Genomic DNA, 13,512 nt, shown 5'->3' with positions numbered 1-13,512 from the left:
GTCAACGTGGAAAAGCAGTTTGATGTGATTTGCATGGGCCGCGTGGCGGTTGATCTCTACAGTCAGCAGATTGGCGCGCGTCTGGAAGATGCGTCGAGCTTTGCCAAATACCTCGGCGGCTCGTCCGGCAACGTCGCCTACGGCACGGCGCGCCAGGGGCTGCGCTCGTCAATGCTGGCGCGGGTTGGCGACGAGCATATGGGGCGCTTTCTGCGCGAAGAACTTAACCAGGTTGGTTGTGATACCAGCCATCTGATAACCGATAAATCGCGCCTCACGGCGCTGGTGCTACTCGGCATTAAAGACCGGGACACCTTCCCACTGATTTTTTATCGCGATAACTGTGCCGACATGGCGATTACCGCCGCCGACGTCGACGAACAGTACATCGCCGCTTCACGAAGTCTGGCCATCACCGGGACCCACCTTTCTCATCCACAAACCCGCGAGGCGGTGCTGACGGCGCTTGGCTATGCCCGACGCCACGGTGTGCGCACGCTGCTCGATATCGACTACCGTCCGGTGCTGTGGGGGCTCACCTCACCCGGCGATGGCGAAACGCGCTTTATCGCCGCCGAACAGGTTACCCGCGAGCTACAGGCGGTGCTGAGTCTCTTTGATGTGATTGTTGGCACCGAAGAGGAGTTTCACATCGCCGGCGGCAGCACCGACACCTTAACGGCGCTGCAGCACGTGCGTGAAGTGAGCGGGGCAACGCTCGTCTGCAAGCGCGGGGCGCGGGGCTGCTCGGTGTACGAAGGGCCGATCCCATCGCACCTCGACGGCGCCCTTAACGTCACCGGCGTGCGTGTCGAAGTGCTGAACGTGCTGGGGGCCGGAGATGCGTTTATGTCCGGCCTGCTGCGCGGCTATCTTAGCGATGAAGGCTGGGAGCAGGCCTGCCGCTACGCCAACGCCTGCGGGGCGCTGGTGGTGTCACGCCACGGCTGCGCCCCGGCGATGCCGAGCAAAGTAGAGCTGGACGACTATCTCTCCCGCGAGGCAGAAGTACCGCGCCCGGATCTTGACGCTCGTCTGAACCATCTGCACCGGGTCACCACCCGTCGCCGCGAGTGGCCAGAACTGTGCGTGATGGCCTTCGATCACCGCAGCCAGCTGGAAGAGATGGCGCTGCAGTGCGGGGCTGATTTCAAACGCATTCCTCAATTAAAAACGCTGATCCTGCAGGCAAGCCGAGAGGCAGCAGATCGCGCGGGGCTGGAAGGTAAAGCCGGGCTGCTGTGTGACGGCACCTTCGGCCAGGACGCGCTCAACGCCATCACCGGCGAAGGCTGGTGGATTGGCCGCCCGGTAGAACTGCCCGGTTCGCGTCCGCTGGAGATGGAGCGCGGCAACATCGGCACGCAGCTCATCAGCTGGCCGCTGGAGCATGTGGTGAAGTGCCTGGTCTTTTTCCACCCGGAAGATGCCCATGGTCTGCGTCTGGAGCAGGAGCAAAAGGTCGCCGAGGTGTACCACGCTTGCTGTCAGTCCGGCCATGAGCTGCTGCTGGAGGTGATCCTCCCCGCCGACATGCCGCGCAGCGACGAGCTGTACCTGCGGGCGGTATCGCGCTTTTACAACATCGGCATCTACCCGGACTGGTGGAAGCTGCCGCCGCTCTCCTCCGGGGGCTGGGCGCAGCTTGGCGAGATTATCGAGCGCCGGGATCCGCACTGCCGCGGGGTGGTCATTCTGGGGCTGGATGCACCGGCAGAGCAGCTGCGTGCTGGCTTCAAGGCCGCTTCCGGTCATGCGCTGGTGAAAGGGTTTGCCGTGGGGCGGACGCTGTTTGGTGATGCGTCCCGCGCCTGGCTGAAACACGATATTGACGACGCGCAGCTGGTGGCGCGCATTCGGGACAACTACCTGCAGCTTATCGCCTGGTGGCGCGAGCGCGGGAACGCATAATTCAGGAGAATACGATGACCGTACAATTGGGTATTAATCCGCTGACCTGGACCAACGATGACCTCCCGTCACTCGGCGCTGAAACGTCGCTGGAAACCTGTCTCAGCGAAGGTAAAGAGGCTGGTTTTGCCGGCTTTGAACTGGGGAACAAGTTCCCGCGCGAAGCCCGCCTGCTGGGCCCTGTTCTCCAGCGTCATTCCCTGGCGCTGGTGTCCGGCTGGTACTCCGGGCGCCTGCTGGAGCGCAGCGTCGAAGAAGAGATTGCCGCCGTGCAGCCGCATCTGACTCTGCTGCGTGAGCTGGGGGCGAAGGTCATGGTATTTGCCGAAGTGACCCACTGCATTCACGGCGAGCAGCAAACGCCGGTGCATTTACGCCCGCGCTTCCCGCAGGAACGCTGGGCCGAATATGGCAAAAAGCTCAGCGAGTTTGCCCGCTATACCCAACAGCAGGGCGTGCAGATTGCCTATCATCACCATATGGGGACGGTGATTGAATCCGCCGAAGATGTGGATAATCTGATGAAACATACCGGGGAAGAGGTGGGTCTGCTGCTGGATACCGGGCACCTGACCTTTGCCGGGGCAGATCCGCTGGCGGTAGCGCAGCGCTGGGCTTCACGTATTAACCACGTTCACTGCAAAGACGTACGTGCCGACGTGCTGGCGGACGTGAAGAACCGCAAAACCAGCTTCCTCGACGCGGTGCTGAGCGGCGTGTTTACCGTACCGGGCGACGGCAGCGTGAACTACCCGCCGATTATGGCACTGCTTAAAGCTAACCATTATCAGGGCTGGCTGGTGGTGGAGGCCGAGCAGGATCCGGCTATCGCCCATCCGCTGACCTACGCGCGTCTGGGCTACAACAACCTGAGCCGCTTCGCCCGTGATGCCGGGCTAATCTGAGGAGGAAACATGTCGCGTTTACTCTCACGCTGGCAAAAACCGGATGCCAGTGGCCGCACCCAGGCGGTGACACCCGCTCGTGCGGGCTGGGGCTATGTGGGGTTTGAAGCATACCAACTGGAAGAGGGACAGCGGCTGACGCTGCCCGCGGCCAGCGAGGAGCGCTGTCTGGTGCTGGTTGCAGGCCGCGCCTCCATCGGTACCCCAACGGCGCAGTTTTCCGACATCGGCGAGCGCATGAGTCCGTTCGAGCGCATCAAACCCTGGGCGGTGTACGTGACGCCGGGCGAAAGCATACAGGTGCAGGCGCTGACGAAACTTGAGCTGGCGGTGTGCGCCGCGCCGGGCAAAGGCAACTGGCCAACGCGCCTGATTGCGCCGCAGGATATCGACGGCGAAGCGCGCGGCAAGGGGCATAATCAGCGCTACGTGCACAACATTCTGCCGGAAGATAAACCCGCTGACAGCCTGCTGGTGGTGGAAGTGTGGACCAACGAAGGCTGCACCAGCTCTTATCCAAGCCACAAGCACGACACCGATAACCCGCCGCAGGAAACGTACCTCGAAGAGACCTATTATCACCGTCTCAACCCGCCGCAGGGTTTTTGTATGCAGCGGGTGTATACCGACGACCGGGAGCTGGACGAGTGTATGGCGGTGTACGATCGTGACGTGGTGATGGTGCCAAAAGGCTATCACCCGGTGGCGACGATGGCGGGGTATGACAGCTATTACCTCAACGTGATGGCAGGCCCGGTGCGCCAATGGATGTTCACCTGGGAAGAGGATCACGCCTGGATCAACCGCGATTACCCTGCCTGAAGAAGCGCCGATCCACGGAAGGATCGGCTACTTACGCATTACCCCTTCCCAGATGAGCTTCACGGCAAACGCGCCGATCACCACCCCAATCACCCGGCTGGCGACTTTCTGCGTCCGCGCATAGCCACGGCGTACCGCCGGCAGCGAAAACGCCTGGCTCAGGAATACCCGCCAGATTACCGAGCTCAGGACTATCCCACACCACGCCAGCAGTTTTGCCCAGGTGGGCGTCTGCGCGCTTAAGGTCACCGAGAAAATACTGATGAAAAACAGCACCGTCTGCGGATTGGAGAGGCAGGTGATCGCTCCGGTGCGAAAGAACACATGCCATGGTGCCACAATGGGCTGCAGCAGGGCGGAGGACATCGGCGTAGGCTGGCGACGCAGGCTTTTCCACGCAAACCACAGCAGATACGCGCCGCCGACAATCTTGATAGCGGAAAACAGGCTTTCACACTGGGTGATGAGCGTTGCCATGCCAAACAGGCCTAATCCGGAATAGAGCGCATCGCCGAGCGCGACGCCAAGCCCGGTGATCACCCCCGCCCGTCGTCCGGAAGCGAGGCTGGTTTGTACCACCACAAACAGATTGGCGCCGGGGTTAAAAAAGGTCAAAACAAACAGTCCAACGGTCAGCACTATGGCGTGGAAAGGGTCCATCAGCTTTCTCTCTGCGCGAATTATTCTGTCAAATCATAATAGTAACTAATGTGAAAGGGTGTGAGGGCTATCGCGTATTATTCTCACGGCGCAAAAAAATGAAAAATAAGGAAGGAACTTCCGGCTGAACTAAGCGGAACAGCCGGAAGTTTATACCACTGAAAACGTTATTATTACTATTTTAACAGGTCTTCAGGCGTATATATTTCGGTACTTCATAGCACTATTTTTGGTTATTTATCCGTGTGGCGAATGAGCTTCACCAGGCCCGGAAGGTCGTTCTCAATCTCGTCCCAACGTAACACGGCGACGGCCATATTGCCCTTGTCGACCACACGGATCAGACCGGCTTCACGTAGCACTTTGAAGTGATGGGAGCGAGTCGCTCGTGTGACGGTGAGCCCAAAAGTGGAACAATGTCGTTCGGCTCCAGGCTTGTCAGCCAGCAATCCACGCACAATCGTTAGCCTCACTGGGTCGGCAAGAGCTTTGAAAACCTTAACCATATCAAAGGGAACTGCCTCTTCGGCGACCTTTTCTTCCATTCTTTCTCCTGATTTACAGATTTCTCTTAACAGATTCTTGACAAAAGTCCAGGAATCCTGAATTTTAATAGGTGTTCGATGATCATCGAACGTACGCGTGGGGTGATACGTACGATGTGAGGCGAACGATTAACGGTTATCTTACTACGAGTGAGTGAGATAACCCTAATCCTGAGGTTAATGATTGATTTAATGGGGTTAACATGTCTTTTATCGAAGATGTTGAATCAGAATTCATAATCAGGACCGGCTCATATAATTATCAGAACACCATACCAAAATCATGTGTTCATCGTGCGGCGGTGGGGGAAGTCTTTTTAACAGATATCAGAAAGATCCACGATAATAAATACATCACCGCAGGTTATTTACCAAAATCGCATATTTACTTTAACGATCTCCCGTACCGGAAATCGAGCGATCGAGTGTACGACGCCATTTTATTGTTGGAAATTTGCCGACAAACGTCAATCTACGTGACGCATAATTTCTTTGCCGTCCCATACAGCGCCAAATTTGTTTTTGATGACGCCGATTTTACCTTATTTGACAGTGACATCCCGTACAAAACCGAGTGCTCTAACGTCATTGTTGAAGTCGATATTATCGAGCGGAAGTTTCGCAAATCCGAGCTGACCGGGCTGATTTTCCGTATGGATATCTACGTCGACGGCTACTGCTGCGCGCAGAAAATCATGAATATTTCATGGATGGACGACCGCAAATGGCACCGTCTGCGCAGCCAGCGTCCGCTGGAGTGCCACGACACCACCTCCGTTTTCGCCGCCGCCACCCACGAAGTGGGCCGCCAGCTGCCGCAAAACGTGGTGGTGGGCAATGCGGATATGCACGACGGCGGGGTGACCACCACGGTGATTGTCGACCAGGATCATCCGTCAATTTTCGACCACCCGCTGGATCACGTGCCGGGCATGCTGCTGATGGAAGCCTATCGTCAGACCGCGCTGCTCGCGATGCGTAGCCGTCTGGGAACGCAGAGTTTTGACCTGGTGATTAGCCGCTACAACGTGAATTTCACACGGTTTTGTGAATTCCATAAGCCCGTTTATTGCCATGCGCGGCTGGGTGATATTTATCTCACCGATGACAAAAAAAGCACCGTCATTCCCATGACGATTTCTCAGGACGAGAAGCTGGTCTCTGGGGCCGAACTGACTATTACGTTTAAGTAAAAAATGATGAAAATAATATGGTTTGATTTTGGTGGCGTACTGTCGCCGTCTATTCCGGATCTTTTTACCTCTTATTATCTGAAGACCGGTATCCCCCCGGCAGTACTACAGCGGGCAATGAAAGAGGTTGCCGACGATTTGAATATGGGCGTACTGACGCCGATTGAAAAGGCGATTATTACCGAGCGCGAATGGGGGGCGGGAATTCGCCAGAAGCTGTCTCAATCTGTCCCGGAGCTGGATCTCTCCCGGGCCCGGCTCGAGGAGTTTGGCGAGCAGTGGTTCGACGGCATTCTGCCTAACCAGTTGATGATCGACCTGTTCCGCAAAGTCAAAGCCACGGGGCTGAAGGTGGGGATCCTCACCAACAACGTGGTGGAGTGGGAAGACCACTGGAAGCGGGTGATTGGCATCAGCGAAGAGGCCGATGTCATCGTCGATTCCTGCAAAGTGGGTTGCCGTAAACCGGAGGCGGAGATCTTCGCCATCGCCACCGAGCGCGCTGGTGTGCGCCCGCACGAGAACCTGCTGATCGATGATGTTCTGGAGAACTGCATGGCGGCCGAGCAGTACGGCTGGAAGAGCGTGCATTTCAAAGACAGCTCCAGCACGGTGGCAGAGGTTATCGCCGTGCTGCAACGACAGGAGGTTTTCCTGTGAATACCACCGCTTTTGCGTGGCCATCCGTTGCCACCATTCCGCATTACGACTGCACGCCGGGCTATGAGGTGCTGGAGCCCGCCAGCTACCAGCGGGCAGGCAAAATCAAACTGCTGAGCGGCCACGAGGCCTGGCACGTGATCAACTATCACGACGTCAAAAAAGTGCTGACCAGCAATACCTGCCTGCGCGGGCCGTCGAACGAGCCGAACGGGCCCAGCATTTTACCGACGCTGACGCCGAAGGATTTACTGCTGAACCTCGACTTTCCGCACCATGCGCGGATGAAGCGCTTCGTGGCGAAAGACTACAGCGCCAGCGGCCTGGCGTGGCTTGCGCCGCACATGGTCGACGCGATTGAAACGCTGATGCAGGCCGCCCGTGCCGGTGAGGCGTTTGATCTGTATCAGGACGTGCTCGACCCGCTGGCGGTGCAGATTAACTGCCTGCTGCTCGGCATTCCTCTGGTGGAGAAAGAGTACTTCCGCGTGCTCAGCGTGACGGTGCAAAAAGCCGACCCGCAGCAGGTGGAAGATCTCATTGAGAAGTTTACCGCGCTCTATCAGTACCTGTTCGAGCACGTTACCGGCGTGCGGCAGCACGCGGACGATGGCCTGATTGCCCGCTTTGTCGCGATGCGTGAAAGCGCCACGCCGCCGCTAAACGACGAAGAGATTACCGCCATTCTGCTCGGCTCGCTGCTGGGGGGTGACCAGAATACCCTGACGGTGATGACCAAGATTTTCTACGCGCTGCTGTGCACTGAAACGCTGTGGCAGCAGGTGGTGGACTTCCCGGAAACCACGGAGCAGGTGGCGGATGAACTGATTCGTCTGACCAACCTCGGCACCGCCTCGGCGTTTCCGCGCATCTGTAGCGAAGCCATCGAGCTTTCCGGCGTCACTATCCCGGCCGGGGCAACGATTTTCCCGGACGTGTTTCTCGCTAACCGTGACCCGTCGGTGTACGCCTCTCCCTTAACGATTGACCCGTTCCGCAACGGCCCACGCCATCTGCAGTTTGGCTATGGCATGCATCACTGCATGGGGCAGGAACTGGCAAAACTGGAAATCTGTACGGCAATAAAAACAATAGCCCGACTCGCCCCTGATTTACGGTTATCAGACCACGTATTACCGGAAAACTTTATCTGGAATGAAGGAATTATTCTCAGGAGACCTGCACAGCTCCCGGTTTGTACTATCCGTAAATAAGGTTAAATAATGGAAACACAAGTTGTTGAAGCAAAGTCATCGCAAACCATGATCCTGCTCTGCATTCTGATTGCAGTGTTCGTGGTACCGACGTCTATTTCCGGGACGGCGATAGCCCTCCCGGCGATAAGCGCCGATCTCCACTCGCAAACCGCCTCGCTGCAGTGGGTGGTCAACGCCTTTAACCTGACCTTCGCCAGCTTTACCCTGGCCTGGGGAGGGCTTGCGGACGTGTTTGGCAGTAAGCGTTCGTTTATTGCCGGTGCCGGGCTCTATTTCCTTGCCTCCGTGCTTTCGTGGAGCGCCGGGAATATCTATGTGCTTGACGCGGCGCGTGCGCTGGCGGGCATCGGCGGTGCGGCGATATTCTCCTGCGGTAGCGCCATCCTCATTCAAACCTTCAGCGGCGCTCAGCGTACCCGTGCGTTTGCGCTGTTTGGCACCACCGCCGGGCTGGGTATCACCTTTGGTCCCACCATCTCCGGCTGGCTGCTGAACGTGGCGGGCTGGCGCGATATTTTCGTCGTCCACGCCATTGCGCTGTTTGTGGTGCTGATCCTGACCGTCACCATTCCGGCAGCGGTGAAGAAGGCCGAGAAGCCGTCGCTCGATATCGCCGGGATCCTGCTCTTTATCGTCTCGCTGTTCCTGCTGATGACTGGCATCACCCAGGGCGCCGAACTTGGCTGGAGCGATAACTTCACCCTGAGTCTGCTGGGGTCTGGCCTGGTTCTGCTGCTGTGCTTCGTGGCGGTAGAAAAACGTTCGCCGAATCCGATGGTCAACTTTGCGCTGCTCGGTAACCACTATTTCCTGTCGATGATCCTTATCCCGGTGGTCGCGAGCTTCTGCTTCGTGACGCTGCTGACCTGGTTCCCGACCTGGCTGATTGCCATGAAGAGCCTCTCGCCGCTTGAATCCGGGCTGGTGATGCTGGCGCTGACCTCGCCGGTGCTGGTGCTACCGATTGTCGCAGGCAAGCTGGTGACGCGCGGCGTTTCCGCTAATTTACTGCTGGTGATAAGCCTGGTGCTGTTTGTTGGTGGTCTGCTGCTGCTGTGGATCTTCAACCAGGGCAGCATGTCGATGGGGCAAATTCTGCTGAGCCTGCTGCTGGTGGGCGCCGGGATGGGGCTTTCTGCTGGTCTGGTGGATGGGATCGCGCTGAGCGTGGTGTCCGCCCATGAGGTCGGTCGCGCGGCGGGGATCCTCAATACTTTCCGTCTGGGTAGCGAAGCCATCGCCGTCGCCATTTATGGCTCGCTGATGTCGACCGGGATTTTCCACGCGCTGGCCTCGAAGCCGGTGCCGGAAGGGACGACCGCGAATCAGTATCTGGCGGATGTGGTTTCCGGAAATGCTTTCGCTCAGGCAAGCGCCGAACAGGCGAGCTGGCTTGAGAGTGTCTATACCGAGGCCTTCAGCCATACCGTACTGGTGCTGCTGGTTATCTCGATTGTAATTTCACTCTCTGTTGTGCTGATGATGCGCAATAAGAAGGTGAGTGCCTGACTCTGTGTGTGTTGTGGGGACGAAAAAGGAAGTCGTAAAACCATGGAGGGTTTACGCACCGGTGAGAGCCGGTGCGTTTTTTTTTATGCGCGGATGTCGTTGTATTCCGGGGTGGTATCAAATTCATGTTTGGCGAACGGACACAGCGGGATCACCTTGCGGTGCTCTTCGCGCATTTTCGCCACCACGCGGGCAACCAGCTTTTTACCGACGCCCTGGCCCTTCAGGCTCGGGTCAACGTCGGTGTGCTCAATAATGCTCAGGTGCTCACCGGTCGGCACGAACACAATCTCCGCGACCTGGTTTCCACTGGCATCGTTAACGTAAAACTTGTTATGGCCTTCCAGAATTTCCATCGCTCTCTCGCTTATTTATGTCGATATTTCAGCGCACCGCTCGGGCAGGTATCGATGACTTTCACCACCGTCGCCACGTCTACCTCATCGGGCATGATCCACGGCTTGCGTTTCAAATCAAACAGCTGATGGCTGCCGCGCACGCAGTTTCCCGAGTGCTGGCAGATGTCGGTATTAAAGTACACGTCGATTTTCTCGCCGCTGTACTGGCGGTAACCCGCTTCCAGTAATGCTTTATCCGTACTCATGACATTGCCTCTGATATTGCTTTTATTATCGTTGCACGTCTTAGCATAGCGCCAACGCCCGGGAATGTATGCCGCTCAGGGTTGAGAAGGCACATCCTGCCCACGGTAGTCACCGCCGAGGGCTTTAATCAGCGTAATGTCGGTGCTGAGCTGCTGTGACTGCATGTCGAGCAACAGCAGCTGCTGGGCGAGCGCCGGACGACGTGCCTCCTGAGAAGCATAATAGCTCACCAGCCCGCGCTGGAAGTGCGCCGCTGCGCTGTTGGTCGTTGCCAGTGCCGCCGTCACTTTCTCCTGCTGTAACGCCACCTGCTGGTTAAGGTCGTTGAGCTGGCTTGAGCTGATGGCCACGTCGCGCACCGCGTCGAGCACCGCCTGGTTGTACTGCTTGATCAGTATGTTGCTGCCGGTACGCACCGACTTCAGCGCCGCATTCAAACGACCGCCGTCAAACAGCGGCAGGTACAGGCCCGGCAGGATGTTGATCTGCTGGAACGAATATTTGAACAGATCGCCGACGTTCAGCGCGTTATAGCCCCAGAACGCTTTGATATCAAAGTGCGGATAAAACGCCGCTTTGGCTGCATCAACCCGGCTTAACGAGGCGGTAACGTAGCCGCGCAGGGCCTGCAGATCCGGGCGGCGCGCCAGTAGCTCGAATGAGAGGGTATCCGGCAGCGTTTGCTGCAACGCCGGGAGCGGCACTGGGTGGATCTCCGGCATGCTGTGCGCATCGGCACCGATTAGCGCCCGCAGGGTTTCCCGATAGCGGGTCTGCATGCCGCGCTCCTGGATCACCTGCTGCTGGGCGGCCAGCATCTCGGCGCGAGCGTTGGCGACGTCAACGCGGGTTTCTACCCCGCGCCCGCTGCGGTGCTCATGAGCCTTCAGCGACAGCTGAGAGATAGCTTCCAGCTCCTGCAGCAGCGCCACCTTCTGGAAGCTGGTCTGCATGGCGAAGTAGAGCTGGGCAACGCTGCTGGCGATATCCAGTTCGATACCGGCGGTCTCGGCGATGCGGGCGTTTTTCTCGCCCATTGCCGCCGCCACCTGAGCGCGATCGGCCCCCCAGAGGTCAATATTCAGCGATGCGCCGACCCCGACGGTATTCAGCGTATACCACGGGCCGTTGCGGTCCTTCGGCAGCGAGAACGAGTAGGGCCAGGTCAGCTCCTGATTGGTTACGCGCAGATAGTTCTGTGCCGCCACGCCGGTGGCCTGAATGCCGATGGAGGACTGCGCCAGCTCAACGGTGGACTGCGACTGGCTGATGCGCAGACGCGCGCCCTGCATGGTCGGGGAGTTTTGCAGCGCCCGGTTGACCAGCATATTAAGCTGGGCATCGCGGTAGTTTTCCCACCAGCGCGCCGACGGCCAGCCGCTGTGAGCGAGGTGGATAACCTGCGCCAGCTCCGCCTGCTGCGGATCGGTCATTCGTACCTGACCGGGATCGTCCTGAATCAGCGCACAGCCGCCAAGCAGCACAAAGGCCAGCGGCGAAAAACGTAAAAAGCGCGCGGTGGTGTCCATTTTCTTCATCACTTACTCTGCCTGTCGCTGAATGTCGGAAGGGGCGGGCGGCCAGTCGGGAAGCGCTGCCAGCGCCTTCTGCAGGGGAGGGCCAAACGGATTGCGGGCATCCGGAACCACCGGTTCGCTGTGCGGTGGGGCATCCTGCGGTTGTTCGATATACCCGGCGTACGCCTGCAGCTGCGTGGCGCACTGGCGTAAAAAGGTGTCCTCCGGGGCGGCATACATTCGGTAGCCTTCGCTTAAGCGCACGACCTCCTGTGCCTGACGCCAGGCCTGTTGCACTGGCCACGTTTTCGCCTCCGGGTGCGGGTGGGCATACGTGTTGAGCGGCTCGGCGGCAACCCGGTGCATCAGTGATTCGCTGTTGGTGAGCGCCTGGAACAGCGGCACCACCTCGGCTTCCTCTTTACGCACCGAGAGATAGCCCGCCACCCGGCGGTAGAGGCTGGCGAGGCTCGCCTTTAGCTGCGGGGCCTCGCTGTCCGGCCACAGGTAAAGGTGGACGACCGACGAGACCAGCACGCCGAGCAGAATACCGATAACGCGATCGCGCAGCTCCGTCAGGTTGTACAGCGGGCCAAACCAGCTTAAAAACGCCAGCGAAAAGGTAAAGCCAATCTGGATCCCGGCGTAGGCGATGCGCTCCGAGCCGGCGGCAATCCATGCGCCCAGCGCCATCACCGGCAGCACCATCATCAACAGGCCGGTAAGCGATTCGGTATGCGGCTGCACAAAAACAATCAGCACCAGCGCAATCAGCGTGGCGAGCAGCGCGCCGCCGATCCTCAGCAGCGTCTTCTGCATCGTGGCACCCAGTCCCGGCTGGGCGACAATCACGCAGCTCAGCATGATGGTATGAATGCCCTGCCAGTCGGCGGCGGTATAAAAGACGTAGCAGATGAGTGTGGCGAGCAGGGTTTTCAGCGCAAAATGCAGGTATGCCGGGTTGCTCCACGCATCCGGCAGCAGCAGGGGGGATTTTTCCGCTTCTCCGGCGGGCATGGGTACCGCTTCGCCACGGGCGAGGGCGTTCAGCCATTCGGCCATCTCATGCAGGATCACGTCGCTTCGGGTATCGCCCGCAAGGTGAAGCGGCTGGACATCAGGCAGCCTGCCGTCGTCCAGCTGATCCGCCAGCGCGTTCAGCGCAGAGGCAACCTGCTGCGCCTGCTGCGGATGTAGAGGGGCCCCGGGTTCCAGCAGCGCGGCAAGGTGATAACAGCGGATGGCGGTGGCCATCAGCGAGCGCCACTTCTCCGGCGCGCCTGAGATCTCCGGGCTTGAGAAGCTGGCGAGCTTCAGCAAGGTTTGCAACTGAGTGAACTGTTCGGCAATGTCTTTAAGACTGGGTCTTGGGTGCGCGGCATCCGGCGTGGTCAGCAGTCCCGCCACCTGGCGGAACATCGCCGCCAGTCGTGATTTGAACTGATTACCGGGAAAGGCCTGCTGAAAACAGGCGTTCACCAGCAGCGTCACCACGATGGCGCAGTTGATGGCAACCCACAGCCACAGCAGCAGGCGCACCAGGATCTCGCTCTGGCTGGTCATCGACGGGAAGGTTTGTGCGTAGATAACCGCCAGCGCCACCACGAAGAACGCCAGCCCCAGTTTGCCCAGTACCCGCATCAGATAGATGGCGCCGAAGAACAGCAGCACCGAGGCAACCAGGCGGATCAGCGGGAAATCATAGGTCCACTTGATGATAAGCAGGACGCCGCCGAGGGCAACGCTCACGGTGACAAAAAACACGATGCTGACCAGCTTTATCATCATCACGTTCGGCTGGCTGACGTAGAACACCACAATCAGCGCAACGGCGAGAAAGGGGATTTGCAGCGTCATGAACAGCGTTATCAGCACCGCACAGCTCAGGGTCAGGCGCAGGGTATAGTTACCCCGACCCGGCATGTTCCGTAGCTCATCGCGCAAAAACGACCAAAAGTTCTGCATGCC

The 13,512-nt window shown here is 58.6% G+C and carries 13 protein-coding genes; 7 read left to right on the top strand and 6 right to left on the bottom strand.

Going from position 1 to position 13,512, the window contains the following annotated elements:
• Window positions 1–6 precede the first annotated feature (6 nt).
• The 3 genes from C7387_RS11925 to iolB are packed head-to-tail and all read left to right on the top strand — an operon-like array spanning window position 7 to window position 3,638.
• The gene (locus tag C7387_RS11925) at window positions 7–1,911 is read left to right on the top strand and encodes a bifunctional 5-dehydro-2-deoxygluconokinase/5-dehydro-2-deoxyphosphogluconate aldolase (RefSeq protein ID WP_120816774.1); all 1,905 of its coding nucleotides are present in this window, start codon (window positions 7–9) and stop codon (window positions 1,909–1,911) included.
• A gap of 14 nt (window positions 1,912–1,925) precedes the next feature.
• A complete protein-coding gene (gene iolE / locus C7387_RS11920; protein ID WP_038255161.1) occupies window positions 1,926–2,816 on the top strand; it encodes a myo-inosose-2 dehydratase in 891 nt (296 codons plus the stop codon).
• Between the two features lie 9 nt (window positions 2,817–2,825).
• Entirely contained in the window at window positions 2,826–3,638 is an 813-nt protein-coding gene (gene iolB, locus C7387_RS11915) for a 5-deoxy-glucuronate isomerase (RefSeq protein WP_120816773.1), read from the top strand.
• A 27-nt stretch (window positions 3,639–3,665) separates the two neighbouring features.
• On the opposite strand, the gene C7387_RS11910 is transcribed toward iolB, so the two are convergent.
• A complete protein-coding gene (locus C7387_RS11910; RefSeq protein ID WP_006817344.1) occupies window positions 3,666–4,298 on the bottom strand; it encodes a LysE family transporter in 633 nt (210 codons plus the stop codon).
• 233 nt (window positions 4,299–4,531) lie between these two features.
• Window positions 4,532–4,843 (bottom strand): ArsR/SmtB family transcription factor, encoded by a 312-nt coding sequence (locus C7387_RS11905; RefSeq protein ID WP_006817345.1) that lies wholly within the window; start codon window positions 4,841–4,843, stop codon window positions 4,532–4,534.
• 203 nt (window positions 4,844–5,046) lie between these two features.
• Here C7387_RS11905 and C7387_RS11900 point away from each other — a divergent pair, with 203 nt between their 5' ends.
• The 4 genes from C7387_RS11900 to C7387_RS11885 are packed head-to-tail and all read left to right on the top strand — an operon-like array spanning window position 5,047 to window position 9,422.
• Window positions 5,047–6,036, top strand: a complete 990-nt coding sequence (locus tag C7387_RS11900; RefSeq protein WP_006817346.1) for an AfsA-related hotdog domain-containing protein — start codon at window positions 5,047–5,049, stop codon at window positions 6,034–6,036.
• A gap of 3 nt (window positions 6,037–6,039) precedes the next feature.
• Window positions 6,040–6,696: an HAD family hydrolase gene (locus tag C7387_RS11895; RefSeq protein WP_038255158.1), complete on the top strand. Its 657-nt coding sequence runs from the start codon at window positions 6,040–6,042 to the stop codon at window positions 6,694–6,696.
• Window positions 6,693–7,910, top strand: a complete 1,218-nt coding sequence (locus tag C7387_RS11890) for a cytochrome P450 (protein WP_038255157.1) — start codon at window positions 6,693–6,695, stop codon at window positions 7,908–7,910. Before C7387_RS11895 ends, C7387_RS11890 begins: the two co-directional genes overlap by 4 nt.
• Window positions 7,911–7,919: 9 nt before the next feature.
• A complete protein-coding gene (locus C7387_RS11885) occupies window positions 7,920–9,422 on the top strand; it encodes an MFS transporter (protein WP_006817349.1) in 1,503 nt (500 codons plus the stop codon).
• An 83-nt stretch (window positions 9,423–9,505) separates the two neighbouring features.
• On the opposite strand, the gene C7387_RS11880 is transcribed toward C7387_RS11885, so the two are convergent.
• The 4 genes from C7387_RS11880 to C7387_RS11865 all read right to left on the bottom strand — a co-directional run bounded on the left by C7387_RS11880 (window position 9,506) and on the right by C7387_RS11865 (window position 13,509).
• Window positions 9,506–9,778 (bottom strand): GNAT family N-acetyltransferase, encoded by a 273-nt coding sequence (locus C7387_RS11880; protein ID WP_006817350.1) that lies wholly within the window; start codon window positions 9,776–9,778, stop codon window positions 9,506–9,508.
• Between the two features lie 11 nt (window positions 9,779–9,789).
• Window positions 9,790–10,026 (bottom strand): 4Fe-4S mono-cluster protein YjdI, encoded by a 237-nt coding sequence (gene yjdI / locus C7387_RS11875; protein ID WP_006817351.1) that lies wholly within the window; start codon window positions 10,024–10,026, stop codon window positions 9,790–9,792.
• A 75-nt stretch (window positions 10,027–10,101) separates the two neighbouring features.
• Complete coding sequence (locus C7387_RS11870; protein ID WP_120816976.1) at window positions 10,102–11,565, bottom strand: MdtP family multidrug efflux transporter outer membrane subunit; 1,464 nt, start codon at window positions 11,563–11,565, stop codon at window positions 10,102–10,104.
• A 3-nt stretch (window positions 11,566–11,568) separates the two neighbouring features.
• Window positions 11,569–13,509: a multidrug transporter subunit MdtO gene (locus tag C7387_RS11865; protein ID WP_006817353.1), complete on the bottom strand. Its 1,941-nt coding sequence runs from the start codon at window positions 13,507–13,509 to the stop codon at window positions 11,569–11,571.
• Window positions 13,510–13,512 lie beyond the last annotated feature (3 nt).

Origin of the sequence: Yokenella regensburgei, from assembly GCF_003634235.1 — a bacterium.
GTDB classification, from domain to species: domain Bacteria; phylum Pseudomonadota; class Gammaproteobacteria; order Enterobacterales; family Enterobacteriaceae; genus Yokenella; species Yokenella regensburgei.
Note: the sequence above shows the minus strand (reverse complement) of the source record. Positions and strands in the feature narration are given on the sequence as shown.